The sequence below is a fragment of the Streptomyces sp. HmicA12 genome (assembly GCF_000373565.1).
Lineage (GTDB): Bacteria > Actinomycetota > Actinomycetes > Streptomycetales > Streptomycetaceae > Streptomyces.
Map to the genome: position 1 here is coordinate 316,047 of NZ_KB891851.1, position 25,746 is coordinate 341,792.

Genomic DNA, 25,746 nt, shown 5'->3' on the forward strand with positions numbered 1-25,746 from the left:
CTCGTCAGGCGACGTGACGCCATGCGGACCGCGCAGCGGAAGGCCTACGAGGTGGCGGAGCGTGAGCGGCGCCTGCTGCGGACCGCCCTCGACGTGATCGCCCGGGACGGCCTGCACCAGCTCACCCTCGGGCGGCTCGCGCAGGAGGCCGGCTACTCCAAGGGCACCGTCTACAACCACTTCACGTGCCGCGAGGACCTCCTCGTCGAACTGGCCACGGAGAGCGCGCGCCTCCAGTCCCGCTCCTTCCAGGCCGTCGCCGATCTGCCCTGGAACGGAGTACGCGCCCTGTACGGGCTTGCGTTCGCGACGATGCGGCACGCCGAGACCGGGCCCGCGCTCTTCGAGTCCAGCGTCACGGCGCTGACCGACGCCGTCGCCGGAGCCGCACGTCAGGAGCGCCTGGAGCGGCGCTTCCAGGCCGACCGGCAGATCACGCGGATCGTCCTCTCCGTCGTCGAACGCACCGTGCGAGAGCACGAGTTCGCGCACCCGTCGCTCCCCGCCGACGTCGCGGTCGACGCTCTGCGCTCGGCCGTGCTCGGGTACGCGGTCACCCATCTGCTCTCCCACCGCTTCCAGTGGGGCGACCCCCGCGCCCGCGACAACCGCCCGGCCGTCACCGCGTCACTGGTGCACGGGCTCGGCTGGCCGCGCCTCGGTACGGCCGAACTGGCCGAAGTGCAGCGGGCGGTGGAGGAACTGATCCCCTGAGAGCTGCTACGTACGGTGACGTCCCAGCGCGTTGATGCAGGCTTCATCTACCGCCCTCCACGGTCAACTCCGAACGACTTGTCGGTTTTTGACGATCGGTCATAGAGTCTCGGCTTTCGCACGGGGGAACGGGGCGTGATCGGCCATGGGGCGCTGGGGCGGCGGAAGCGTGGGACGCGGGGTGCCCGGCGGGGCCGGACCCGGCGCGCGCGGCATCGGACGGGGCTGGCGGCACCCCGACCGGCGGCCCAGGCCGCCCCGCCGCAAGGGAACGCGACAGGCCGACAAGGCCGCGCCGCCGCCCGACGACACGGACACGGACGACGGCGACACACGCCCCAGGACCGCCCCGGCGGGCGGACGCGGGCCGGGATAGGCTCGGGCGGCCCCTGATCGTGAAGAAGGCCCGCCCGCGCATGCTGAACGACCCCGTAGACGCCACGACCCCCGACGCGGCGGCCAGCCCTGCCGCGTCCCGCCCGGACCGATGGCGGGACCAGGGCCCGGTGATCGCGGCCGTCTCGCTCGGTGGCGCGGTCGGCGCCTGCGCACGCTACGGCGCCGCACTCCTGTGGCCGGCCGCGCCCGGCGCCTTCCCCTGGACGACCCTCGCCGTGAACGTTGTCGGCTGCGCCGTCATGGGCGTCCTCATGGTCGTCATCACGGACGTGTGGGCTGCCCACCGCCTGGTCCGCCCGTTCTTCGGCACGGGTGTCCTCGGCGGCTTCACCACCTTCTCCACGTACGCGGTGGACATCCGCACGCTCACCGACGTCGGCCACGCCCGCACCGCGCTCGGCTATCTGGCCCTGACCGTGTGCGCCGCCCTCGCGGCCGTCTGGACGGCGGCACACCTCACCCGCCGCGTCATCGAACGGAGGCGGCGATGAGCAACTGGCTGCTGGTGATCGCGGGCGCCATGGTCGGCGCCCCGCTGCGCTACGTCACCGACCGCACGGTCCAGGCCCGGCACGACTCCGTCTTCCCCTGGGGCACGTTCACGGTGAACGTCGTCGGCTCGCTCGTCCTCGGCCTGGTCACCGGCGCCGTGGCGGCGGGCGCGGCCTCCTCGCACCTTCAACTCCTGCTCGGCACCGGCCTGTGCGGGGCACTGACGACGTACTCGACGTTCTCGTACGAGACCCTGCGGCTCGCGGAGACCGGCGCCCGCTTCTACGCGGCGGTCAACGTGATCGGGAGCGTGGCCGCCGGGCTCGGCGCCGCGTTCGTCGGGGCGGCGCTCGCCCAGGCGCTCTGGGCCTGACCCGCGGGGGCGGTCACGTCCCGGGGAAGTACCGGGTGAAGGGCCCCGTGTCGACCGCGAACAGGCCGCTGAACGGAGTGTCCATCTGGTAGATCAGCAGCACCGTGAAGGTGATCAGGGCGGACAGCCCCATCACCATCACGACATGGGTGAAGCTGCGCGTCACGCCGAACATGAACATGAAGGCCACCGTGAGGAACCCGCCCACGATCAGGCCGAACCAGATCACCGGCGACAGCCGCTCACCGGAGTCCGACTCCCGGCCGCGCCGCGCCTCGTCCAGCGTGCTCAGCTGCGCCAGCGTCTCCTGCACCGTGGCCTGCTGGGCGGGCGGCGCGTCGACGGGCACCTGCACCGTGCCGCGCACCCGGTCGAGCATCTGCCAGCCCGCCTGGTCCGACGAGGCGTCCCGGACCATCGCCGGCCACTCCGTGTCGGTGACGTGCCGGACGTACGTCTCGATGTCCGCGCGCATCCGGTCGGCCTGCGCTGCGGGCAGACCCGCGGCGAGCAGATGGATCTGATGGGCGGCGCTGGCCTCGGTCGCCACGTGGTCCTCGGCGCTCGAGTGGGTGTCCCACACGGAGACCAGGGCGAGGCCGAGCACGAGCGCGTAGAGCACGCCGACCATCATCGAGATGTACTCGGCGACGTCCTCCCGCGGTTCGTCGTCCGGGCCCAGCGGCCAGAAGCGGTGCTTGAGCAGGACGATCGCGGCGGCGAGCAGCGCGACGCCGAGGACGATGGCGAAACTTTCGATCATCGGAGGTCCCGGTCAGGTGTGGGGGCGGGGTGGCTGGGGTGCGGCGGTCAGTGTCGGCGGGAGCCGAGCACGGCGGCCGCGACGGCCGCGGGCAACAGGACGAGGAACAGCGCGGTCAGCATTCCCAGGCCGGTGGGCGTGTGGTCCTCCCGGACGAAGCGGCTCAGCAACGGACGCCGCGGTGTCGCCCGCGGGCGGGCCTGCGGTCGCGGCTCCGGCAGGGCCTGCGGCTGCCGGGCCCCGGGCGGTCGGGCGGCCCCGGGCGGTACGACACCCGGCGCCGCGATGCCCGGCGGAGGCGGTACGGCCGCGAGCAGGGCGGCGGCGGGCGGCACCGGCGCGGCTCCGGGAGGCACGTCGACGGGGCCCGGCGGCACAGCGGCGACGCCCGGCGCAAGGCCCGGGTCGCCCGGCGGTACGTCCAGCACCTCCGGCGGTACGTCGAAGGCGCCGGGCGGCAACAGACCCGCCTGGTCCCGGTCGCGCCCCACCGGCGGAACCGCGGCGGAGGAGGAGCGGGGCGGTGGCGGAGTGTGGCTCTGCGCCCCGGGCAGCGTGAAGCGCGCCGACGCCTGCGCCGCCAGCCGCGGGGGCGCCACCGCCGCGCCGCCGGGGCCGAGCGTGCGCAGCCCGTCGGTGCCGTCGGCCCGGCCCCGGCCGACGTACGTGCCGGGCGCGCGCCGCACGTCGGCGCGGCACACGGCCGTCGCCCCGGGCGCGATCCCGGCCACGACCGGCCCGCCGCCCGCGCAGACGACGCGGGCGGGGGCGAGCGCCGGATCGGCGACCCGGACCCGGTGGACCGGCCGGTTGCCGGTGTTGGTCACGGTGTAGCGGACCTCAGCCCGCCCGGGCCCCGTCACCCGCGCCGTCTGCGCGAGGGCGAGCCCGGCGCCCACCCCCGCGTACCCGGAACGCGCGCGTGCCCGGACCGTGGCCCGCAGATACGGCTGCCGCCCGGCGGCCACCGCGTCGCCGACCCAGGTGCCCGGGCGGGCGCGGCCCGTGGCCGTGCACCGGACCGAACGCAGCCCGGTCAGCCGGGCCACCCGGTCGCGGCCGCCCGGGCAGCGGATCAGGGCCCCCGGCAGCGCGGGGTCCACGACCCGGATCGCGTACAGGTCGGCGCCGCTCCGGTTGGTCAGCCGGTACGTCTTCACGACGGCCGCGCCGGTACGGATACCGGGACGCAGCGCGCCGAGCCCCGGCCGGGTGTTCACGGTGACCTCCAGCGCGAGCCCTTTCGTCCCCGCACCGTCGGCCCCCGCGGGACCGACCGCCGTCCAGCAGACCGCGCCGAGCAGCAGCCCGACCAGAAGTCCGCGCGCCAGGGCCCGGCCCGTTCGGCGCGCCCGGCAGGGCGCCGCGGGATCCGCCCCCCGGGCAGGTGGCGGGACGCTGCGGGCGCGGGCCGGTCGTCCGATGATCACTCCGGAGATGCTGGTCGCGGCCCGGTGAGGCCGCCGCCCTGGCGCGCGCATACGGTGCGTGATTCACCCGACCGGCCGCCCTGGCCCTGCCGCGCCGCGCGGGCCCGGATCTACTGCTGGGGGCGGCGGGGCGCCCCAGACACGTACACGCACGGACAGGGACGAGGTGGCCTTCATGGCAGCCCGGACAGCCGAAGCGGTCATCGCGGCGACAACGCCCGCGGCACCGGAACAGACCGACCCAGCACTGCTCATCGAGGCCTCCGTGCTGCTCGCGGACGCGGCGCTCGCGGCCCGCAGGACCGGGGCGGAGCTGACCGCCGCCTGGTCCAGCTGGCGGGTGGGCCTGCAGGCCGTGCGGCGGCCCGGCTGGGCGCTCGGCACCACACTGGCGGCGGCCCGCGCCCTGTCGAACCCGGCCGGGCTCGGCATCGCCGTCAACGGCGGCCTGGTCGGCGAGACCGTCCGCTCGGTGGGCGCCATGGCCCGGCGCAGGCCGGCCGCCGTGGCGATGGCGGTGGACGCCTTCGCGCTGCGCATCGAGGCCGCGGCCCGCGAACACCCCAACCTCGCGGGCCCGCTCGCCAAGCGGCTCACCGACGCGATCGTCGCGGGCCGCAGGATCGAAGCGGTGCGCGCCGCACGGGAGCTGACCGACCTGCTCGGCGTCACCCGGACCCTCACCACCATCAGTCCCGTCATCATGGAGCTGCTGGCGCTGAACGGGCTCCTCGACGAGAACCCCACCAACGACCGCTTCTCCTGGGTCACCCTGGCCGGCGGGATCCCGACGACCGACCCGATCCTCGGGCTGCCCGCCGGGCTCATCCGGCACCTCAACCCGGGCCCGGGCCGCGCCGAGCGCGCCGAGCCCGACCCGCTCCTGGAGCGCGTACTGGCCCGCTCCGGCAACGACATCGTGAGCTACATCGACGACATCTCCGCCCTCGGCAACCACGGCCTCGCCCTGCTGCGCCGCATCGCCTGCGAGGACGGCACCGAGCGGCACGTCGTGCTGCTGCCCGGCACCAGCTTCGGGCGGCTGAGCAACAGCACCCCGCAGGACCTCGTCGGCGCGTTCGACGGAGTGCTGCGCACCGACACCACGTACACCCGGTCCGTGAAGCAGATGCTGCTGCGCGCGGGCGTGCCCGAGGGCGCGGAACTGATGATCGTCGGGCACAGCCTCGGCGGCATCACCGCCATCAACCTCGCCTGCGACCTGGACTTCGTGTCGACGTACCGGCTCACCCACGTGGTCACCGTCGGCTCGCCCATCGACAACAAACGCCCCGCCGACCCCACGACCCGGGTCGTCAGCCTCGTCAACGAGCACGACGTCATCCCCGGACTCGACGGGCGCGGTCCCGCGTCCGCCAGCGACATCCCCGACAGCTGGATCGAGCTGGCCTGGACCGACGAGACGTACGACTACCCGCTCTCGCACGCCCCGCAGGCCTACGCCGACACCCTCGGCGACAGCCTGACGGCCTACCGCGAGCGGGTGAACGAGCTCATCAGGGCCTACGACGGCGAGATCCTCGGCAACCAGCCCTATCTGCTGCGCGACAAGTGACCTTCCCCCAGCGCGAGTTGCACGGACCGGCCTACCGACCCACGGACCCACCGACACACGGAGTGCGGCGATGAACGGCAGCGACACGACCACGACCACCGGGCCCGCCACCGCCTGGCCCCTGGAGAACGCCCTCGTCAGCGCGGCCCTGGCCGCCCAGCGCGTCACCTGGATCGACGCGCCGGCGCGCGCCCTCGGGCTGAAGCCGTTCACCCGGCCCGAGCTGACCCGGCAGATCATCGAGCAGCTGCGGCGCACCGCGTCCGGACGGCCGACCCGGCTGCGCACCGCCTTCGGCACGTTCCTCATGCCGCTGGACTCCGCCGACGCCACGAGCCTGGTCGCCGCCGCCGACGCGGCCGGCGCGCGCGGCGCCGTCACCGCCCTCACCGACGAGGGCCGCCGGGTGCGCCTCGCGCCGCACGCGCCGCTGCCCCTGAGCGTCGACGCGTTGCGCGACCGGGTGCGCAAGGTCGTCGACGCCGAGGCGCGCGGGCTCCTCGCGACCCGGCAGGGTGATGCCACGCTCGGCCGGGACGACTGGACCGCCGCCGCCCGCCGGATCGCCCGGCGCATCGCACTGGGCGACGCGGCCGCCGACGACACCCTCGTCGGCGACATCCTCGACGCCACCGCCCGCGCCGCCGACGACGCCGAACTCGACGCGCGGGGAGCCGCGTTGAGCCGTCGCATCGCCCCGTACGTCGCGGCCCTGCCGGTCGACGAGCCGGTGGTCGTGCACGCCCTGGAGACCCTCACCCGCGCGCTCACCGACACGGCCGCGCAGGCCCTGGCGCTGACCACGATCGGGCAGGGCCCGAAGGACGCGGTGGCCGACGCGCTGCGCCGCTATCCGCCGCTGGCCGCCACCGTGCACCGGGTCGACGCGCCGTTCCACTGGGACGGATGGGACGGCATGAGCATCGACGCCGGGACCGAGATCCTGTGCGCCACCGCCTGGTTGAGGGACCTGGACGATCCCGATCCGTACGCCGACGCGGACCCGGTGACGGCCCTGTGCGCCGCGCCCGGGTCCTGCGCCGTCGCCGAACTCGCCGTCCTCGCGGCCGTCGCTCTCGTCCGCGCCCTGGCCCGTGACACCGTGCCCGTGGTGCTCGCCCCGCGCCTCGACCCCGACGCGCTGCCCGTCGTGCTTCCCGCGGCGTCCCTGCGGCTCGCGCTCACCAACTCCGGCGCCGACCCGCACGTGCCGGCCGACACGAACGTGCAGGACGCGCCGCCGGCCGGGCAGAGCGCCGCCCACTACGCCGGGCTCACCGCCGCCTCCGCGCGACGCCTGGACGAACACGCGCGCAGGCTCGCCGAGTTCGCCCGGCGACCCGGCTTCAACCACGACGCCTTCGGCGAGCGCTGCCGGATGACGCTGCTCGCCCACGCCGAACGGTGCGCCCGCGCGGCGGGCGACGCCCGCAAGGCGGCCGACTGGCTCACCAACTGACCACCCCCGCGAGGCGGTCGGCTCACCAGAACGGGGTCGTACGGCGGCTCCGGTCCCGGTCGACCATGCCCTGCACCGTGAACCACACCTCGTCGCACAGCCGCCGCGTCGCGGCGGACCGCTCGGCGAACGACGGGGCGCGGGCCGGTGCCGGGATCGGCTCCCCGACCGTGATGAGCCACTTCGCGGGCAGCGGCAGCGGCGTGGTGACGGGAAAGTACGGCAGCGCGAACCGGCGGGCCAGCGCCCCGATCTCACCGAGCTTCGGATACGTCTCCTCGGCGCCCACGATGGACACCGGCACGACCGGCGCCCCGGTCAGCACCGCGGCGCTCGCGAACCCGGGGCCGAACGGCCGCAGCCGGTAGCGCTCGGAGAACGGCTTGCCGACGCCGTCGAAGCCCTCGGGGAACAGCGCGACCAGCTCGCCCGCCGCCAGCTGGTCGCGGCCCAGCGTCGGGTCGTCGGTCAGCATGCCGTGGCGGCGGGCGTACGCGGCGAGCATCGGCAGCCGCAGGATCAGCTCGGACGCGTACAGGCGCACCGGCCGCCGCAACTCCCTCAGCAGGACCTTGTGCAGGACGAACCCGTCGAAGCCCCAGGCGCCGGAGTGATTGGCCACGAGCAGGGCGGGTCCCGATGCCGGGATGTTCTCGATCCCCGACACCTCCACGCGGAAGTAGTCGTCGGCCAGCCAGCCGAGCGCGGTGTCCACCAGGTCGGTGGCGGCCTCGTCGAGGGACCCCGAATGTGTTTCAGTCACGGAATCCCACTTTCAGCTGAAAATGGGCGGCCGCAAGGCTAAAGACACCGTTGGGGTGGTTTCTTACAGTATGACCATCTCTGCCACCGCCTCTGGTTCCTCCGTGCCGCCCACCGCGGAACTCATCACCGGCCTGCTCGTCGACAAGTTCGAGGTCGACCCGGCCGCCGTACGGGACGACGCCCGGATGACGGAGCTGCTCGTCGACTCGCTGATGGTCGTCGAGATGGCGATCTCCCTGAAGGACGACCTCGGCGTCACCGTCACCGAGGACGAGCTGCGGGAGCTCGGCTTCGCCGAATTCGCCTCCCGCGTCGACGCCCGGCGGGCCGGGTGACGCCCCGGCCCGGGGCGCCGACCGCCACGAACCCGGTCACCGTCACCGGCCTCGGTCTGGTCACCCCGGCGGGCCGGGACGCGGACAGCACCTGGGCCGCCGTCCGCGCGGGCCGCGCGTGCGCCGCCCCCGACCCGGCGCTGCACGGCCTGCCCGTCACGCTGAGCTGCCGCGTCGACGGGGCGGCCGAACTCCCGCTGCGGCAGCGGGGCGTGAGCCACCTCGACCCGAGCGCGCGGATGGGCCTCGCCGCCGTCACGGAGGCCCTCGACCGGGCCAAGCTCGACCCGGCGGAGTGGGACGGCTCCCGCGTCGCCGTCGTCGCCGGTGCCGGAACCGGCGGCATGCAGTCCCAGCACACCGCGTCCGCCCGGCTCGCCGCCGACGGGCCCGGCTCCGTCTCCCCGTACTTCCTCACCGGCTTCCTGCCCAACATGGTGTGCGCGACCGTCGCGCTGCACCTGGGGGTCACCGGGCCCACCTTCGCCGTCGGCACGGCCTGCGCGTCCGGCGGCACCGCCATCGGCGTCGCCCGCGATCTGCTCACGTCGGGGCAGTGCGACATCGCCGTGGTCTGCTCCGCCGAGGCCGCCGTGACCCCGCTCATCGTCACGGGATTCGCGCAGCTCGGCGCCCTGTCCGACACGGCGTCCCGGCCCTTCGACCGGGCCCGCGACGGGTTCGTCATCTCCGAGGGCGCCGGCGCGCTGATCCTGGAACGCGCGGAGCACGCGGCCGCCCGCTCCGCGCCCCGCCTCGCCCATCTCGTCGGCTACGGCAGCAGCAGCGACGCCCACCACCTCGTCGCCCCGCACCCCGAGGGGCGCGAGGCCGAGCGGGCGCTGCGCACCGCTCTCGCCGAGGCCGGCCTGACCCCGTACGACGTGGACCACGTCAACGCGCACGGCACGTCCACGCCGCGCGGCGACGCGATGGAGGCGGGGCTGCTCGCCCGCGTCCTGCCGCACCGGCCGCCCGTCACCTCCGCCAAGGGCACGCTCGGCCACACCCTCGGCGCCGCCGGCACCATCGAGGCGGCCCTGACGGTCCTGGCCCTGCGCGACGACGTCGTACCGCCCGTCGCCGGCCTCACCGACCTCGACCCGGCCCTCGACATCGACGCCGTCACGGGCACGGCCCGGGCGCATTCCTCGGCGGTGGCCGTCAGCACCTCGTTCGGATTCGGCGGGCACAACGCGGTGGTGGTGCTCGCCAGGCCCTGACCGGGATCAGGACCGGGTCGCCGTGCCGCACCCCTTGTCGCCGTCCGCGCGCAGTTGCTCCTCGAGCGAGCGGCTCCGGTCGAACGGGTCCACGGTGGAACCGTCGTGCGGTTGCGCGGTCCCGTCGGTGTCGTCGGTGTACGGCGTGAGGTAGCCGCCGGTGTTGTCGCAGCCGGCGTTGCTGGTGGTCGTCTTGAACGAGACGAGACCGAAGGTGCCCGGCTCCGTCACCACCGTCGCGGGGTTGTCCCAGGAGACCACCACGGAGCGCCGCACGATGACGCGCTTCACCTCGGTGCCGTCCGCCCCGTCCTCGTCCGTCCCGACCACCGGGTACACGTACGTGACGTCGGTGCTCACCTTCAGCGCGTCGCGCTCGCCCACCTCGTACGTCATCCGGCCGCGGGTCTTGACCACGTCGCCGACCAGCCGCGCCTCACGCGGGTCGAAACGGCTGAACAGCAGCGTCGGATCGTACTTCTTGCCGGGGTGGTCGAACGCCGTCCGCAGGAAGCGCCGCATGTCCTCCTGGTGCGGATTGATGTACGCGATCGCCTTCCGCGGCCGCTCGCCGCGCAGCACGTCGGCGTCGATGCTGGACCGCTCGAGGAAGTCACGCGTCTGCCCCAGCGCCTGCCGCACCTGCGCCCGGCTCATCCAGCCGGTCGCCTTCGCCTCGGGCACCGAGATGCCGTCCGCGCCGTCCGCCCAGCGCGCGGCGGGCGAACCCCGGAACGGCTCGTCCAGGGTGGGCCCTTGGGCGTCATCGGTCGGCGGCGGGCCGGTCGGCCGGACGGACTCCGCGGCCAGGGGCGCGGCGTCGGTGCCGTCGCCGCCGTCGAACAGGTCCGTCACCAGGCTCGGCCGCAGCGCCACGATCAGCAGCGCCAGCGCGGCCAGCCAGCCGATCACGTACCGGTACCGCCGCTTCTGCCGCGGCGGCCGGTGCTCCCGCCAGCCCGCGGGCGGTTCGGGCTGCTCCCGCAGCCGCCGGGTCACCATCCGCGCCCGTGCCGACGGCTCCTTGGGCGCGTCGCGCACGCCTTCCGCCGACTCGCGGACGAACCGCTCCCACTCCTCGTCCGAGACGGACGAACCACCCTGATCCCCACCCGAGTTCACGCTGTGCGCTCCTAGCCGATCCGGAACGGCACCGTCCTCTCCCCAGGGCGGCCCGTCATCGTCGGCGCATGATTGCACAGTGCACTGACAGCGGGGTCGCGCGGCCCGTCAGCCGCGATGGGCCCGAACGTCTCCGTTGACGGTGGACAGGCGCACGGTGCGGTCCGCCGCGGCCCCGTCGGAGGGGACGGTGACCGAGGAGCGGCCGTTGTACGTGGTGGCGTCGGTGCGGTAGGCGGGGGCGTCGTGCGGGAGGGTGGCGGACGCGGAGCCGTTGACCGTCGCGGCGGTGATCCGGCGGGGCGCGGTGGCGCAGCCGAGGACGACGTCGCCGTTGACCGTCTCGGCGGCCAGCGCGCCGGCCCGCAACCGCGTCGCGCGGACGGATCCGTTGCGGGTGGCCAGACGGACCGTCGCGGTGCCGCTGCCCGCGTCGGCCACCGTCACATCGCCGTTGACGGTGGTCAGGTCCAGGGCGCCGGAGACGCCCGCCGCGTCGATCCCCGCGTTGCGGGCGACGACGGTGACCGCGGTGCCGTCCGGCACGGCGACGCGCGGCATCCGGGGGCAGCTGCCGTCGCAGCTGAGGTCCAGGACCCAGGTGTCGTCACGGTGGGACCAGTTCAGGCCGACGCCACGCTCCACGGTCACGCGGTCGCCGTCGGCGGGGCGCAGGCGCAGCCCGTTGTCCGTGGTGACCACCAGCCGGCCACCGGACGTGGTGGGCGCCTGCCGTGCGTCGCCGCCGGCGCCGGAGGAGGCGTCGCCGCAGCCCGCGAGCGCGGACATCATCAGCACGAGTCCCACGGCGCGGGCGCCCCACGCGGTCGCTGCCTTCATGGGGGCCGATTGCCCCGCGATGCGGTTGTCATGCCTGCCCGGAATCGGCCCCGAGTGATCTGCCGCGCCCTGGGCACGCGGACCTCATGGCTGTACTGAGGAAATACGCGCGCCCGATGCTGGCCTCCGTCTTCGTCGCCGGAGGGATCTCCACGGTCCGCGCCCCCGAGCGCGTGGCCCCGGCCGCCGAACCGGTGGCCGTACCCGTGGCGTCCCGCGTGCCGCGCCTGCCGGAGGACCCCGAGCAGCTCGTCCGGCTGAACGGCGCGGTGCACATCGGTGCCGGACTGCTGCTCGCCACCGGGATCGCACCGCGCTTCGCCGCGCTCGCGCTCGCCGGGACACTCGTGCCGACGACCCTGGCGGGGCACGCCTGGTGGCGGGAGAAGGACCCGGAGGTGCGTGCCCAGCAGCGGACCCACTTCCTGAAGAACGTCTCGCTCATGGGCGGCCTGCTCATCGCGGCGGCGGACACCCACGGCAAGCCGTCCGTGGCGTACCGCGCCCGCGGCGCCGCGAAGAGCGGCCGCAAGTCTGCCGCCCGGATGCGTCACGACACCGCGCACACGGTGCAGGGCGCGGCCGACGCCGTACGCGCCCTGCCGGACCGGGCCCGGCAGACCGCGCAGTCCGTCACCGGCTGAGCAGTTCCCCGGGTACGAACCCGGCCTCGGCGAGCCGCCGCCACAGCTCGTCGGGGACCGGGAACCGGGCGGCCGCCGCGTTCGCCGTCACCTCGGCCGCCGAACGGCAGCCCACGACCACCGAGTCGACCGCCGGGTGCAGGTACGGGAACTGGACCGCCGCCGCCGTGAGCGGCACGTCGAACTCCGCGCACAGGGCACGGCACCTTCGGGCCCGCTCCAGCGCCTCGGACGGCACGGGCCGGTAGTTGAACATGGCCTCGGGCGACGGATCCGCCAGCAGACCGGTGTTGAAGACACCGCCGACCACCACCGCCGTGCCCGTCCTTTCGCACAGCGGCAGCAGCGTGGTGAGTGCCTCGTGGTCCAGGAGCGAGAAGCGGCCCGCGATCAGGACGACGTCGACCTCGAACTCCTCGACATAAGCGGCGAGTTGCTCGCTGTGGTTCATCCCGAAGCCGATCGCGCGGATCAGCCCCTCGTCGCGGAGCCCGCGGACCGCCGGGTACGCGGTGCGGCGGATCTCGTCCGGATAGTCGTCGGGGTCGTGCAGATAGAGGATGTCGACGCTGTCGCGGCCCAGGCGGGTCAGGCTCGACTCCAGGGACGCGCGGATGCCGCGCTCGGTCCAGTCGGTGATCACCTCGCCCGGTGAGCCGTCCGGCCGTGGACGCAGCAGCCACCCCGTCTTCGTGGAGATCACCAGGTCGGTGACCCCGGCGGGGCCGAGGAGCCGGCCCAGGCGCTCCTCGGCCTGGCCGTGGCCGTAGCGGGGCGCCGTGTCGAAGTACGTGATCCCGGCCTCGGCCGCCGCCTTGAGGGTGGCCGAGGCGTCCTCCTCGGTGACCTCCTCGAAGAGGCCGCCGAGCGGAGCGGTGCCGATGCCGAGGCGGGGCAGGGCGAAGGGCAGTCGGTTCGTCATGCCGTCTCCCACGGGGACGCGCAGGCCGCGCGGCCCGCGCGCAGCGTCATGGTCAGGGTGAGGGTCAGCCGGGTGCGGCCCGGCAGATCGACGCGGAAGTACGGTCCGTCGACGGCCTGTTCGGCACCGTCGTCCGCGCGCACGGCGCTGATCCGGTGCTCGGCGAACGAGCCCGCCTGCACCAGAAGGGAGCGTGTCGCGCCGCCGAGGTTCACCAGCTCCACCACCGTGTGCTCCGGGCGGATGTCGCAGACGAGCGCGGCGACGTCCTGCGGCAGACCGGGGCGCCGGGCCTCCATGTCGTGGTAGCGGACGTGGAGTTGGGCGAGGCCGCCGTTGTAGAGGACCTGCGGGGAGCCGGTGGTCAGCTGCAGCAGGGCCTCCGTCACCACGGGGTTGAGGTGCTGCCAGTGGTGGATGTCCAGGGCGTCGGGGCCGACGGCCGGGTCCACGGTGTCGCCCTCGATGGCGGCGACCCGCTCGGCGCTGCTCGCGAGGGCGCTCCTCAGCATCCGCTCGGGGAAGTCGGGATTGCGCCCGTGCAGGTACTCGTACCAGGGCTCCTCGTGTCCGGCCTCGTCCTTGATGCGCTGGGTGTGCACGGCGCTCCAGTCCCAGGCGGACCCGGCGCGCAGCTCCTCGATGCGGTCGGCGTCCTGCCGCTCCCGGCTGAAGTGCCACAGGGAGAGCGGGAGTTGGCCCGGCATGACGGTGAAGTCGAACCAGCCGGAGTCGTTGTGCCGCTGCGGCACCATCAGGGTGCGCTCGGCGTCCATGGCCCGCAGATGCGGCTGCCAGCGCTCGCCGAGCGTGCCCATCTCGTCGATGCTCCGCCGCTCGGCGTGGCGCAGGACGGTGTCCAGCGGGTTGCGGGCCAGGTCCAGATAACCGCGGTCGCCGGTCAGGAGCGTCGCGTTGGCGGCGCCGACGATGGCCGAGCTGCCGACCGGGGACAGGCCGTGCGGCCAGGACCAGCCGTAGTGGCCGCCGTACCAGCGGCCGTCCAGATAGGCGCCCACCTCGCCGTTCAGCCCCGCGTTGTCGGGCACGACGTCACGGCCTTCGAGCCGCTCCCGCCAGCCGCCGACGTACTCGGCGACCCAGTCCGCGTACCGCTGGTCACCGCTGAGGAGGTACGCGTTGGTGGCGAGGCCGGTGGCCCCGAGGTTGGCCAGGGTGTCGCCGCGGCCCATCCGCTCCCACATCGCGCGCCCGTACTCCCGGGCCAGGTCGGGCGACGCGGCCAGGTCGTCGAAGGAGGTGACGCCGTCGAACCCGTCGAGCGGCAGCCCGTACGGGCGCAGCGCGAGGCTCCACGGGAAGTAGGCCTCCTCGTCGCTGAACCCGAAACGGGGGCCCGCCGCGCCGTTGTGCGGGGCGCGGATCACCCGGTGCTCCGGGTCGTAGTTCGGGCCGCCGGGCAGGTAGAAGTCGGCGAACCGGCGGGCGAGTTCGCGCAGCTCCGGATCGTCCGGGTCCGCGAGGCACAGGCCGTAGAAGAGCAGCAGGCCCTCGCCCTGGTGGAACCAGTCGTAGCCGCGCTCCAGGCCGTCCACGAGCATGCCCATTCCGGTGAGCTGGGCCGTCACCCCGCGCCAGTGCCGGCGTGCGGCCGTCAGCAACTCGGTGCTGCCGCCCAGCAGATACAGCGTCGGCCAGTTGAAGAACGGCTCGTAGAAGTCGTCCACGCCGTCCCGGCCGTCCAGCCCCTCACCGAGGGTGTCCCGGAAGACGAGCCGACCGTCGTCCTCGGTGTACCGGTCGGCGAACAGTCGCCACGCCTTCTCCTGCGCGGCGAACAACTCCCGCTCCAGAAGCGCCCATTGGGGTACGTCGCCGAGAACCCGGTGCGCGCTCAGCAAGGGCCCCAGTGGCGCGCCCCCTGCCCGTGTGCCACCGGTCCGCTCAGGCCTGAGCATGGAGAACACCCGCTCCCTCGTCACGAGATCACGTACGCGATGACGCACGCATTGAACAATCGCCCATCGATAGCCGATGGTTAGACTCACCGGCGGGGAGCCGACGTGTCAATACTCGGGAGCGGACCGTGATCGACTGCCATGCCCATCTGTGGGACCCGGCCGAGGGGTTCGGCTGGATCCGGCCGGACAGCCCCCACCATCGGGCTTTCGGCGAGGGCGACTTGGAGCGCTCGGGGACCGGTGTCGAGGAGCTGTCCGGAGCGGTCCTGGTCGAGGCGTCGCGCGGCGACACCGGGGAGACCCGAGCCCTGCGCGACGTGCGTCTTCGCCGTCCGGACCTGGTCGCGGGCTACGTGGCCAACCTGCACGTCCACGCGGAGGAGGGCCCGGACCGGCTGCGGTGCCTGCTGAAGGAATGGGGCGACTCGCGGCCCAACGGGATGCGGCTCGGCGGTACGTCGCTGCCGGACACCCCCGAGGCCGCCCGCGCCCTCGTCCCCGTACTGGCCGAGGAGGGCCAGGTCCTCGAACTCAACCTGCACCAGGGTGCGTTGGCGGCCGCGGCCGAGCTCGCGGACCGGAGCCCGGGGCTCACCGTCGTCGTCGACCACCTCGGCAACCCGCCGAACCTGCGCACCGGCGACGCGGGGGAGTGGTACCGAGGCGTCGAGCGGGCCGCGACCGCCCCGAACGTGCTGGTCAAGATCTCGGGACTGCTCACCCAGCAGCAGGGGGTGGCGCCGGAGCACGTCGCGCGCCTGGTGCGGCACGTGGTCGACGCCCTCGGCCCGGACCGCTGCCTCGTCGGCTCCGACTGGCCGATCTGCCTGACGCGCGGCTCACGGGCCGACTCACTGGCCCTGTCCCTCGGGGGACTTGACGCACTCACCCCCGACGAGCGCGAGCGCGTGCTGCACACCAACGCCGTCCGCGCGTACCGGCTGAGCTGTTGACAGTGTTCGAACGCCCCTGATTCGATTCCCTCGATGATCGATAGGCGATGAGAAGCCGACGACCCGGCCCCGACCTCCGCGGAGATGCCCCATGGCCCAGTTCGACCTGCCCCTGGACGAGTTGGAGAGATACCGGCCCGACCTGCCCGAGCCGGACGACTTCGACGCGTTCTGGCGGGAGACCCTCGCGGAGCAGGAGCGGCACGACATATCGGCGGTCTTCGAGCCCGTGCACAACGGACTCGCCACCATCGACACCTTCGACGTCACCTTCGCCGGCTACGGCGGACACCCGGTGCGCGGCTGGTTCCACCTGCCGGTGACCCGCACCGGACCGCTGCCCGTCGTCGTCGAGTACCTGGGCTACGGCAGCGGGCGCGGCGCCCCGCACGAGAAGCGGCTGTGGGCCGACGCGGGCTACGCCCACTTCGTCATGGACACCCGCGGCCAGGGCGCCGACACCCCCGACCCCGACCCGGCCACCGGCGACATCGCCGCGCCCGGCTTCCTCACCCGCGGCGTCCTCGACCCGGCCCGCTACTTCTACCGGCGCCTGTACACCGACGCGGTGCGCGCCGTCGCCGCCGCCCGCTCGCACCCGGCCGTCGACCCGGCCCGCGCCGTCGTCACCGGCACCAGTCAGGGCGGCGGCATCGCGCTCGCCGCGGCCGGGCTCGTCCCCGACCTGGTCGCGGTCATGCCGGACGTGCCGTTCCTGTGCCACTTCCCGCGCGCCACCACGATCACCGACGCGATCCCGTACGTCGAGGTCACCAAGTTCGTGAAGCTGCACCGCGAGCACGCGGCCACGGTGGCCCGCACCCTGTCCTACTTCGACGGCGCCACCCTCGCCCGCCGGGCGAACGCGCCGACACTGTTCTCGGTCGGCCTGATGGACCACATCTGCCCGCCCTCCACGGTGTACGCGGCGTTCAACCACTACGGTGCCGAGCGCCAGGTCGACCAGAGCGCGAAGCGGATCGAGGTCTACCCCTTCAACGACCACGAGGGCGGCGGCCCCGACCACGAGGTCGTCAAACTGGCCTGGCTGGCCAAGCAGTGGGAAACCTCCGTGTGACTCCATCGATAGACGATGGGCACGTATCATGGGTTCAACGGCTCAACTGACGTGCCCCAGAGCGGAATTGGGAATTCATGGCATCTAACGCGACGGGTGGATTCGTCTCCACACTGGCCACCAACAAGGACCGGTTCCGCAAGACCCTGATCTCCGACCAGGTCTACGAACTGCTCCGGCAGGCCGTCGTCGAGGGTGACCTCGCGCCGAACGACCGGGTGGTCGAGTCGGAGATCGCCCGTCGGCTCGGCGTGAGCCAGGCCCCGGTGCGCGAAGCCGTCAAGCGGCTCGCCCGCGAGGGGCTGCTGATGCATGTGCCGCGCCGCGGCCACTTCGTCATCGAGATCTCCTCCCAGGACGCCGAGTACGCCCGCCAGGTGCGCGAGCCGCTGGAGCGCCTCGCCGCGCAGCTCGCCGCCGAGCACATCACCGAGGAGCAGCTCGCCGAGCTCGACGCCCTGGTGGAGCGGATGCACGAGGCGGTCGACGCGAACGACGTCAGCGGCTTCCGGGACGCCGACATCGAGTTCCACACCCTGGTCAGCCAGTTCGCCGGCAATCCGTTCCTGGCCCGGATGTGGGAGGTCATCGAGCCGAGCCTGCGCACCCTGCGGGCCATCTCCGACCCGCTCTTCGACGGCGACTGGTGCGCGATGGCCCATGAACACGGCCGTCTCGTGGACCTGTTGAGGTCCGGCGAGGGCGACAAGGCGGCCGCGGCGTTCGCCGACCACGCCGCGGGCCGCGGTCCCGTACCGGACGCGCGCGAGACGAAGCAGCCGCGCAAGCGGACCGTCGCGAAGAAGACGGCCACCGCGAAGAAGACCACCGCGAAGAAGGCCGTCACCAAGAACAGGTGAGCGCAGCGGAAGTGGGCCCGGTCCGGAGTTCCGGACCGGGCCCACTTCACGTGGTCCCGGTGGTCAACGGCGGGCGCCCGCCGTCCACTTGGGTGCCCCGTACTGATACGCGCCCAGGCTCGGCGCCGGATCCGTGGACCCGTCGTTGACGCCCGCCACCGCGAGCCCCACGTTGCGGGCGGGGGAGTCGGCCGCGAGGGTGTAGTCGTGAGCGGCCGCGTCCACGAAGCGCGGGTCGACGGTCTCCAGCATGTTGTGGTCCGCCACCAGGCCGCCGGCCGAGGCACCGTCCAGCCCCTTGATCGGACCGATGTTGTTGGCGATGTGCGTCCCCGTGGACTGACCCGCCTCCTTGACGTAGAAGAGCGTCATCCCACCGGTGTTGTTGTACACGCCGTTGTCGTGCGAGCCGGTGCCCAGACCGTTGAGCATCACCGTGCCCTCGCGGTTGCCCCAGCCGACGTTGTTGGCGATGACGAGATCGCTCTGCCCGTTGTCGGCGTACACCCCGGAGATGCCGAACGTCGTGGACGTCGTGGTCGGCGCCGGGTCGTGCAGCACGTTGTGGTCGATGGAGGAGCCCATCATGTACGCGCTGCAGCAGGTGTACACCGCGGCGACGTCGAGGCTGAGCCGCGCGTACCCGGAGATGTCGTTGTACGCGATGACGTCCTTGCCCGGGTCGAGCCCGTCCACGGTGTTCCACTGCAGGTTGATGCCGCTGCGGCCGACCCGCGAGATCGTGTTGTGGGTGACCGTCTGGCTGTTGCCCTGGACGGCGACACCGGCCGCGTAGGTGCCCATGTAGTCGACGTCGTGGATGACGTTGTCGGTGGCGGTGTTGTTCTGGCCGCGCAGCGCGATGCCGTTGCCCGCGCTCAGCGACAGATCGCTGTTCACGATCTTGTTGTACGTGCCGTCCAGGATGATGCCGGTGTCACCGACGCCGCGCGTCACCGTGGAGCCGCAGTCCGTCGCACCGCGCGTGATGTCGGTGTAGTGCGACAGGTACGTGCCGTTGATGCCGTCCAGCGTGACGCCCGTACTGGACGCGCCGGTCGCCACGGTCGTGGCGAACAGGTTGATGCCCTTGACCGTGGTGTGGCTCGCGTTCGTCAGGTCGAAGCCCAGGGTGCGCCGCTTGGCCTCGACCGTGTGGCCGTCCGGGTCGTCGTCCCCGTACACGTACAGGCGCTTGGCCGTCGGGTCGTAGAACCACTCGCCGGGGTGGGCGAGTTCACCGATCTTCCCGGACAGCGCGTACCGCGTCTCCTTCGGTACGACCTTGTGGACGCACGGCGGGGCCACGTCGAGGGTGACCGAGCCGACCGCCGAACTCTTCACCGTGCCGGTCGCGGAGACGTACCAGTAGCCGGTGAGGGCCCGCGCGCCGTCCCAGTAGCCCGCCGGGCGGGTCAGGTCCGCGTCGGCGATCGTGGCGTCCGCGCTGCCCGCACCGGCGTACTGGAGCGAGGGACCGAGCAAGTCCAGTCCTGGATAGGGCCATTGGGCCTCGACGTCCATCTTCCTGTCGGTGAACACCTGCACGGTGGACACGTCCGAGCCGAGGTCGACGTCCGTGCTGTAGATGTGCCCCGCCGCCACCGCCTCACTGAACTGCGAACCGGCCGCGAACGGATCGGTCCTCGCGATCTCGGTGACGTCCGCGGCGGTGACCGGGTCGAAGCCGGTGAGCCGCGAGGCGCCGCTCACCGTCACCTTCGCGCCGACCGCCGCCTTGTACGTGATCGGCAGCTCGGCGGTGCCGGACCGGGCGGGGACGACCGTCTCCTCGTACGAGCCCGACACGATCTCGCACGTGTCGCCCGGCACCATCACGTCCGCGCACTTCTGGATGTGCCGGAACGGGTACGTCGCGTTCGTCCCCGCGGCGCTGTCGTCGCCGTACGGACCGACGTAGTAGGTCTTGCCCGCCTGGGACGTGGCGGGGTGGGCCGCTGCCGGATGACCGGCCGCGACCACCGTCAGGGCAGTGAGCAGGGCGGCCGCCGACAGATGTCTCCATCTCCTGGGCACTCCGTGATCCTTTCTGCTGAAGCCGGTCGTCAGCCCTTCACGGCACCGACCGTGAGTCCGCTGATGATGTGGCGCTGCATGTAGATGAAGAAGATGACGACGGGCGCGACGGCCAGCAGCAGGTTCGGGAACACCTTCGTCAGGTCCGTCGAGTACTGGCTGATGCCGGCGTAGATCGCCGTCGTCACCGTGTAGTGCCCGGAGGACGGGCTGAGCAGGATCTGCGGGGACACGAAGTCGTTCCAGATCCCTATGGAGTTGAGGATCAGGACCGTCACCACGGCCGGGCGCATCAGCGGGAAGATGATGGTCCAGAACGTGCGGTAGCGGCCCGCGCCGTCGATCGTCGCCGCGTGGTCGATGTCCACCGGGATCGTGCGGATGAACCCGACGAACAGGAAGATGCTCACCGGCAGCGTGGACGCCACGTCGTGCGCGACCAGACCCGTCACCGTGTTCGCCAGGCCGATCTCCCGCAGCACGTAGATCACGGGGATGATCACGGCGGCGCCCGGGATGAACGTGCCCGCGAGGAAGTAGAGGAGCACCAGCTGCGTACGCCGCTTGAGGCTCCGCGCGATCGCGTACGCGGCCGGACCCGCCAGCACGATGCACAGCACGTCGACGAGCACGACGAGGAACAGCGTGAAGCCGTACCCGCCGATCACGTTGAACTGCGGGCTGTTGATCGCCGCCGACATGTGCTCGAAGGTCAGCCCGCCGAGCGGGATCGAGAACGGGTTGTCGAGGATCTCCTGCTGCGACTTGAACGCGTTCACGACGAGCAGATAGACCGGCACGATCATGACGACGAACAGCACGCCGAGCAGGGCCAGGCGCACGGGCGAGCGCGATCCCTCGCGGTCCGCGCGCGGACCGTCGTCGCGGCTCGGGGCCGATACGGACTTCTTCGGCCCGGGGCGAACCTCCGCCGCCGCCTTGTCCGCTTCTAGAACCACCACCACCGGCTCCTCACCGACCTGTCGCCGCTTGGTCCTGCCGATTGCGCAGCGCCGTCACGAAGAGGGCGAGCACGGCGGACACCACCATCAGGAACACCGCCTGCGCGGTCGCGTAACCGACCTTGGTGCCCTCGAAGGACCGGGCGAGAATGAGATACGTGAAGGTCTGCGTCGACCCGGCGGGACCGCCGCCGGTGAGGCCGACCACGATGTCGTAGGCCCGGATGAGGCCCACCAGGTTCAGCACCGTCGCGACGGTCACCACGGGGGCGATCATGGGGATCACGACCCGCAGATTGATCTGCCGCTTGCTGGCGCCGTCGATCGCGGCGGCCTCCAAGAGCTCGGCCGGCACGGTCTGCAGCGCCGCCACGAACAGCACCACGTTGAATCCGAACCCCGCCCAGACGATGACCGCGATCAGCGAGATCAGGGCGAACTGCTCGTCGAAGAGGAACCCGACCGGCTCGATGCCGAACTTGGCGAGGGTGTTGTTGATGGCGCCGTTGGTGCCGAGGATCGCCGCCCACAGATAGCCGAGGATCAGCGCGCTGATCACGTGCGGGAAGTAGGCGACCGCCCGGAAGAAGGAGTTCGAGCGCGACTTCGCCTTGAGAGCGAGCGCGTACACGAGACCCAGGCCCACCATGAGGACGGTGCCGACCACGGCGATCACCGCGGTCACGTACCAGGCGTCCGACGAACTCGGGTCGTCGAAGAGGTGCTTGTAGTTGTCGAGCCCGATGAACGCGGCCGTGGAGAAACCGTCCCAGTCCGTGAGGCTGAGGTACACGGCGACGCCGACCGGGACGACCGTCATCACCGTGTAGAGGAGGACGGCCGGGCCCATCATCGCGAACGAGACCGCCCCCTCCCGCAGCCGCGCCGCACGACGGCCCCGCGGCCTCAACTCCGTCCTTACTGCTGCGAGTTCCACCACTTGTCCAATCCTTCGGCGACGCCCGCGGGGGAGCCGCCCGTGTACAGGGACTGGATCTGCTTGTTGAGCTCGTCGCTGAAGCCGGCGATCGGCTGGTTCGCCCCGGACTTCACGAGCACCGACGGCGTCTTGTCGAGGACCTTCTGCACGGACGTGCCGAGGCTCGACATCGGGTACGTGAAGCCCTCGCGCAGGTTGCCGTCGGAGGCGAGCTGGCTCTTGATGGCCTCGGGGTCGGTGGTCGCCCACTTCACGAACTTGATCGCCTCGGCCTTGTGCGGCGACTTGTCGACCACGACGTACGGGTTGGAGATGTTGCCGAACTGGCCGGACGGGTACGCCCCGTCGGTCGGCATGGAGAACACGCCGATCTCGTCGCTCTTCTTCGCGGCGTCCGCGGCGGGCACGAAGAACGAACCCATGATGTACATCGCCGACTTGCCGTTCAGGAACGCCGTCTGGCCGTCCGCGTAGGTCAGACCGAGCGCGCTCTTCTCCAAGTAGCCCTTGTCGATCCAGGACTTGTACGTCTGGAGGTAGGGCCCGTACCCGCTGTCGGCGAAGGAGACCTTGCCGTCGTTCCGCTTCGCCGTCCACTTGGGGTCGTCGGTCAGCACACCGGCGTCGGCCATCATCGAGAACTGGGAGCCGGTGACCCACTGCCCGGCGGTCTGCAGCGGCTTGTAGCCCTTGCCCTTCAACGCGCCCATGGCGGCGGTGAATTCGTCCATCGTGCGGATCTTCGACGCGTCCAGGCCCGCCTTCTTGAACGCCGCCTTGTTGTAGAAGACCAGGGACTGGATCTGCTCGCCCACCCCGACCACGTAGCGCTTGCCGCCGATGGCGTACTGGTCCGCGAGCGGCGTCTTGGCCGTCCACGGCTGGTCGGACAGGTCGGCGAAGAGCTGCGCGGTGTCGGCGGTCGGCGAGATCTGCTGCGCCACGTCCGGCGGGTCGCCCGCCGCCAGGTCCTGCCGCAGCTTGGCGTCCGCCGAGATGGTGCCGGTCAGTTCGAGCTTGACCGTGACGCCCGGGTGCGCCTTCTCGTACGTGGCGAACAGGTCGTTCCAGTACTTCTCCGTCAGGTTCGGCGTGATGTTCACGATGACGCGGAGGGTGGTGCCCTCCGCGGCCTGGTCGGACCCGCCACCACAGGCGACGGCCGACGCCATCACCAGGGGAGCCACGGCGATTCCGCAGGCACGGCGCCACATTGTTCTCATCGGGACACGCTCCGTTGCGTAGTCGTGAATAATCGATAGGTGGTGTTCAGCCGTGGGGTTCCCGGTGGAGCAGCGGTGGGACGGGGCTGAGAGTGAGAGGAGGCGGGGCGGCAGGGCGATGCCCGCGCCTCGGCGACTATCGTCTATCGATTGCTGATGCTATGGGCGGCACTTCGCTTGTTCAAGAGTCCTGCAGCAACCAACCGCCGCGCGGTGACGCCCCGTTGGGGCGGCACCGGGCGCGGCGGTCAACTCGGCGCCACATGCGCCCAGTTCGACGGGGTGTTCCGCGTCCGATACTCAGGCCGGCCCCGGCCGTTCGCGGCGCGGGTTCATTCCTCCCCGTCCCCGTCCCCGTCCAGCTCCAGCTCGATCACCGGCAGCGGCACGTCCGGGCGGGCGACGGGCAGGGTGAGCGTCAGGGTTCCCGCCGGCTGGCTCTGCGGGGCCAGGTTGTTGTGCTCCGGCGGCGCCTGGTCCAGCTCCTGGAAGCGGATCTCCGAACCGTCGTGCAGGAACTGCGCGTACCGCACCCGCCCGGCGAGCCCCGGCAGATGCAGGTGCTTCAGCGGCCAGGCGAGCAGGTGCAGATACAGGTGGCGGCCGCGCTGTGTGTACAGCGCGTTCGCGGGCGCGGTGAACGCGCTCGGCCCCGCGCCGTGCACGGACCGCGCGTGCGGCCCGCTCCACTCGGCGATGGCCCGCAGCGTGGCGCGGGCACGCGGGTCGAGAGCGCCCCGCCCGGTCGGGCCGACGTTCAGGAGCAGATTCCCGCCGCGGGCCACGGACTCCACCAGCATGCGCACCAGGAGCGCCGGGTCCTTGTAGTCGTGGTTGTCGCGGTCGTAGCCCCACGAGCCGTTGAGGGTGTGGCAGGCCTCCCACACCACCCGCTCGCCGCCTCGCTCCAGCGGCCGGTCGGGCTGGTACTGCTCGGGCGTCATGTAGTCGCCCCCGATGCCGAGCCGGTCGTTGACGAGGATGTTCGGCTGCAGTTCCCGTACGACGGAGAGCAGTTGTTCGGCGCCCCACTCCTCGGGGCCCTTCTCCGGGTACGTGAAGTCGAAGAAGAGCAGGTCGATGTCGCCGTACCCGGTGAGGAGCTCCCGTATCTGCCCCTCCATGTACGCGCGGTAGCGCGCCATGTCCCGCGGCTCCTTCTCGGCGTCCGTGCCGCGCAGCGGGTGGTGCTCGTCGACCGTGAAGTCGGGGTGGTGCCAGTCGAGCAGGGAGTAGTAGAGGCCGACCCGCAGGCCCTCGGCGCGCATCGCGTCGACGAACTCGCGCACCAGGTCACGGCCGGTCGCCCGGACCGAGGTGTAGGCGGTCAGCGCCGAGTCGAACAGACAGAAACCGTCGTGGTGCTTGGTGGTCAGGACGGCGTACCGCATCCCCGACTCGCGTGCGGTGCGTGCCAGTTGGCGGGCGTCGAAGAGGTCCGGGTCGAAACGGTGCAGGTAACGGTCGTACGCCTCCTGCGACATGGCCTCCCGGCTGCGCACCCACTCGTGCCGCGCCGCCATGCTGTACAGGCCGAAGTGGACGAACAGTCCGAACCTCGCGTCCTCGAACCAGGCGGTCCGGGCGGAGAGTTGAGCGGGCTCGGGGACGACTGCGGACACGGTGACTCCTGACGCGCGAACGGTACGTACGGCGCTGACAGTACTGGCGGAGAGAGCATTGACAGCGTTAATCGATTGGCTGTTATCTACCATCGATAGGCGATGATGTCACTGGCGTTGCGTGCGAGACGAGCACGCGGAGAGGCACGTGCATGCACCCGATTGGGGATCAGCAAGCGCCACCGACGGGGGTGCCCCGTGGCTACGAGTCGATGCGAGCGCCGGTGCACACCACGGCGTACACCCGGCCCACCCCGCGCATGGTGGAGGCGCTGCGCGACGTGAGCGCGGCCACCGCCTGCGCGAAGCTGCATCAGATGGGCATCACCCGGACGTTCATCGACGGCCCGGTGCCGCTGCACCGCGAGCCGGACGTCAAGGTGACCGGCGGCGCGGTGACGCTGCAGTTCCTGCCGCAGCGCGAAGACGTGTTCAACGGCGCGGAGCAGGAGGACATCGAGCGCAAGACCCCGCTGTGGGGCGTCCTCGAATCGATCCGGCCCGGCGACGTGCTCGTCGTCTCCGCGCACGGCAGCCACTTCACCGGCTGCCTCGGCGACATGCTCGTGCGCTACTTCAAGCTGCGCGGCGGCGCCGGTATCGTGGTGGACGGGCGGGTGCGGGACGCGGCCCGGATCCGCGCGCTCGGCGTGCCCGTCTGGTGCACGGGCGTCACCCCGCACTACGCGTCGCAGACGGAACTCTTCCCCTCCGCGTTCAACGTGCCGGTGGGCGTGGGCGGTTCGCTGGTGACACCCGGCGATCTGATCGTCGCCGACGAGGACGGCGCCGTCGTCGTCCCGCAGGACAAAGCGGTCCCGCTGGCCGAGGACTCGCTGCTGCATCAGGACCGGGAGGCGTTCGCGCGCCGCCGTCTCGACGAGGGCGGGCGGCTCTCCGACTACTACCCGCTCACCGGCGAGGGGATGGCGGAGTACACGGAGTATCTGGCGAGCCGTACGGCCAACTGATCCGCGTACGGTCGCCCGACCGCTCCGCGCAGGTCCGGCCATGTGCGCCGCCTGCCAGGGCTGTTGCCGCGTGGCCGCGTGATCCTACGATGGCGCGATGCTGCGTGGGGGACCGGCGGGA

Annotated in this window: 24 protein-coding genes; 12 read left to right on the plus strand and 12 right to left on the minus strand. The window is 72.3% G+C overall.

The window, feature by feature from the left end:
• Positions 1 to 21: 21 nt before the first annotated feature.
• The 3 genes from B072_RS45840 to crcB (B072_RS0140415) all read left to right on the plus strand — a co-directional run bounded on the left by B072_RS45840 (position 22) and on the right by crcB (B072_RS0140415) (position 1,978).
• Positions 22 to 714 carry a TetR/AcrR family transcriptional regulator gene (locus tag B072_RS45840; protein ID WP_018535706.1) on the plus strand — a complete coding sequence of 231 codons (693 nt, stop codon included), beginning with the start codon at positions 22 to 24 and terminating at the stop codon, positions 712 to 714.
• A gap of 416 nt (positions 715 to 1,130) precedes the next feature.
• Positions 1,131 to 1,604: a fluoride efflux transporter CrcB gene (gene crcB, locus B072_RS0140410; RefSeq protein WP_026246844.1), complete on the plus strand. Its 474-nt coding sequence runs from the start codon at positions 1,131 to 1,133 to the stop codon at positions 1,602 to 1,604.
• Entirely contained in the window at positions 1,601 to 1,978 is a 378-nt protein-coding gene (crcB, locus tag B072_RS0140415; RefSeq protein ID WP_018535708.1) for a fluoride efflux transporter CrcB, read from the plus strand. Before crcB (B072_RS0140410) ends, crcB (B072_RS0140415) begins: the two co-directional genes overlap by 4 nt.
• A gap of 13 nt (positions 1,979 to 1,991) precedes the next feature.
• Here crcB (B072_RS0140415) and B072_RS0140420 read toward each other — a convergent pair whose 3' ends face one another.
• Together B072_RS0140420 and B072_RS45845 are read right to left on the minus strand one after the other, a co-directional pair.
• On the minus strand, positions 1,992 to 2,741 hold the full coding sequence (locus B072_RS0140420; RefSeq protein WP_018535709.1) for a DUF4239 domain-containing protein: 750 nt from the start codon (positions 2,739 to 2,741) through the stop codon (positions 1,992 to 1,994).
• A gap of 47 nt (positions 2,742 to 2,788) precedes the next feature.
• Positions 2,789 to 4,171, minus strand: coding sequence for a hypothetical protein (locus tag B072_RS45845; RefSeq protein WP_158689296.1), 1,383 nt, complete (start codon positions 4,169 to 4,171; stop codon positions 2,789 to 2,791).
• Positions 4,172 to 4,346: 175 nt separating this feature from the next.
• On the opposite strand from B072_RS45845, the gene B072_RS45125 reads away from it, so the two are divergent.
• Entirely contained in the window at positions 4,347 to 5,747 is a 1,401-nt protein-coding gene (locus B072_RS45125; protein ID WP_158689297.1) for a lipase family protein, read from the plus strand.
• A 70-nt stretch (positions 5,748 to 5,817) separates the two neighbouring features.
• Positions 5,818 to 7,206, plus strand: a complete 1,389-nt coding sequence (locus B072_RS48480; protein WP_018535711.1) for a hypothetical protein — start codon at positions 5,818 to 5,820, stop codon at positions 7,204 to 7,206.
• 22 nt (positions 7,207 to 7,228) lie between these two features.
• Here B072_RS48480 and B072_RS45130 read toward each other — a convergent pair whose 3' ends face one another.
• The gene (locus B072_RS45130; protein ID WP_018535712.1) at positions 7,229 to 7,969 is read right to left on the minus strand and encodes a lysophospholipid acyltransferase family protein; all 741 of its coding nucleotides are present in this window, start codon (positions 7,967 to 7,969) and stop codon (positions 7,229 to 7,231) included.
• Positions 7,970 to 8,039: 70 nt separating this feature from the next.
• On the opposite strand from B072_RS45130, the gene B072_RS45135 reads away from it, so the two are divergent.
• A complete protein-coding gene (locus B072_RS45135) occupies positions 8,040 to 8,306 on the plus strand; it encodes an acyl carrier protein (RefSeq protein ID WP_078506747.1) in 267 nt (88 codons plus the stop codon).
• The gene (locus B072_RS0140450; RefSeq protein ID WP_018535714.1) at positions 8,303 to 9,529 is read left to right on the plus strand and encodes a beta-ketoacyl-[acyl-carrier-protein] synthase family protein; all 1,227 of its coding nucleotides are present in this window, start codon (positions 8,303 to 8,305) and stop codon (positions 9,527 to 9,529) included. Before B072_RS45135 ends, B072_RS0140450 begins: the two co-directional genes overlap by 4 nt.
• A 6-nt stretch (positions 9,530 to 9,535) precedes the next feature.
• Here the strand turns inward: B072_RS0140450 and B072_RS0140455 are convergent, their stop codons facing one another.
• Together B072_RS0140455 and B072_RS0140460 are read right to left on the minus strand one after the other, a co-directional pair.
• Positions 9,536 to 10,651, minus strand: a complete 1,116-nt coding sequence (locus B072_RS0140455; protein ID WP_018535715.1) for a hypothetical protein — start codon at positions 10,649 to 10,651, stop codon at positions 9,536 to 9,538.
• Positions 10,652 to 10,759: 108 nt separating this feature from the next.
• Complete coding sequence (locus B072_RS0140460; protein WP_018535716.1) at positions 10,760 to 11,491, minus strand: DUF4097 family beta strand repeat-containing protein; 732 nt, start codon at positions 11,489 to 11,491, stop codon at positions 10,760 to 10,762.
• An 86-nt stretch (positions 11,492 to 11,577) separates the two neighbouring features.
• Here B072_RS0140460 and B072_RS0140465 point away from each other — a divergent pair, with 86 nt between their 5' ends.
• Positions 11,578 to 12,135: a DoxX family protein gene (locus tag B072_RS0140465; protein WP_026246846.1), complete on the plus strand. Its 558-nt coding sequence runs from the start codon at positions 11,578 to 11,580 to the stop codon at positions 12,133 to 12,135.
• Here B072_RS0140465 and B072_RS0140470 read toward each other — a convergent pair.
• Together B072_RS0140470 and B072_RS0140475 are read right to left on the minus strand one after the other, a co-directional pair.
• Positions 12,125 to 13,057 carry an aldo/keto reductase gene (locus B072_RS0140470; protein WP_018535718.1) on the minus strand — a complete coding sequence of 311 codons (933 nt, stop codon included), beginning with the start codon at positions 13,055 to 13,057 and terminating at the stop codon, positions 12,125 to 12,127. The two genes, B072_RS0140465 and B072_RS0140470, sit on opposite strands and share 11 nt — an antisense overlap.
• A complete protein-coding gene (locus tag B072_RS0140475; protein WP_234019022.1) occupies positions 13,054 to 14,919 on the minus strand; it encodes a hypothetical protein in 1,866 nt (621 codons plus the stop codon). The genes B072_RS0140470 and B072_RS0140475 overlap by 4 nt, the downstream gene beginning before the upstream one ends.
• 185 nt (positions 14,920 to 15,104) lie before the next feature.
• Here B072_RS0140475 and B072_RS45850 point away from each other — a divergent pair, with 185 nt between their 5' ends.
• From B072_RS45850 to B072_RS45145, 3 genes are all read left to right on the plus strand, one after another.
• Positions 15,105 to 15,932: an amidohydrolase family protein gene (locus tag B072_RS45850; protein ID WP_018535720.1), complete on the plus strand. Its 828-nt coding sequence runs from the start codon at positions 15,105 to 15,107 to the stop codon at positions 15,930 to 15,932.
• 91 nt (positions 15,933 to 16,023) lie between these two features.
• Positions 16,024 to 17,010, plus strand: coding sequence for an acetylxylan esterase (locus B072_RS0140485; protein ID WP_018535721.1), 987 nt, complete (start codon positions 16,024 to 16,026; stop codon positions 17,008 to 17,010).
• Between the two features lie 77 nt (positions 17,011 to 17,087).
• Positions 17,088 to 17,870, plus strand: a complete 783-nt coding sequence (locus B072_RS45145) for a GntR family transcriptional regulator (protein WP_018535722.1) — start codon at positions 17,088 to 17,090, stop codon at positions 17,868 to 17,870.
• Between the two features lie 63 nt (positions 17,871 to 17,933).
• Here B072_RS45145 and B072_RS0140495 read toward each other — a convergent pair whose 3' ends face one another.
• The 5 genes from B072_RS0140495 to B072_RS0140515 form a co-directional block, all read right to left on the minus strand.
• Positions 17,934 to 19,907 (minus strand): right-handed parallel beta-helix repeat-containing protein, encoded by a 1,974-nt coding sequence (locus tag B072_RS0140495; RefSeq protein ID WP_199791145.1) that lies wholly within the window; start codon positions 19,905 to 19,907, stop codon positions 17,934 to 17,936.
• A gap of 29 nt (positions 19,908 to 19,936) precedes the next feature.
• Positions 19,937 to 20,869, minus strand: coding sequence for a carbohydrate ABC transporter permease (locus tag B072_RS0140500; protein ID WP_018535724.1), 933 nt, complete (start codon positions 20,867 to 20,869; stop codon positions 19,937 to 19,939).
• 10 nt (positions 20,870 to 20,879) lie between these two features.
• Positions 20,880 to 21,806 carry a carbohydrate ABC transporter permease gene (locus B072_RS0140505; RefSeq protein ID WP_234019023.1) on the minus strand — a complete coding sequence of 309 codons (927 nt, stop codon included), beginning with the start codon at positions 21,804 to 21,806 and terminating at the stop codon, positions 20,880 to 20,882.
• The gene (locus tag B072_RS0140510; RefSeq protein WP_158689298.1) at positions 21,788 to 22,996 is read right to left on the minus strand and encodes an ABC transporter substrate-binding protein; all 1,209 of its coding nucleotides are present in this window, start codon (positions 22,994 to 22,996) and stop codon (positions 21,788 to 21,790) included. The genes B072_RS0140505 and B072_RS0140510 overlap by 19 nt, the downstream gene beginning before the upstream one ends.
• A gap of 368 nt (positions 22,997 to 23,364) precedes the next feature.
• Positions 23,365 to 24,654, minus strand: a complete 1,290-nt coding sequence (locus B072_RS0140515; RefSeq protein WP_018535727.1) for an alpha-L-fucosidase — start codon at positions 24,652 to 24,654, stop codon at positions 23,365 to 23,367.
• Positions 24,655 to 24,866: 212 nt separating this feature from the next.
• Here B072_RS0140515 and B072_RS0140520 point away from each other — a divergent pair, with 212 nt between their 5' ends.
• Positions 24,867 to 25,625 carry a dimethylmenaquinone methyltransferase gene (locus B072_RS0140520; protein ID WP_051127406.1) on the plus strand — a complete coding sequence of 253 codons (759 nt, stop codon included), beginning with the start codon at positions 24,867 to 24,869 and terminating at the stop codon, positions 25,623 to 25,625.
• Positions 25,626 to 25,746: the final 121 nt, after the last annotated feature.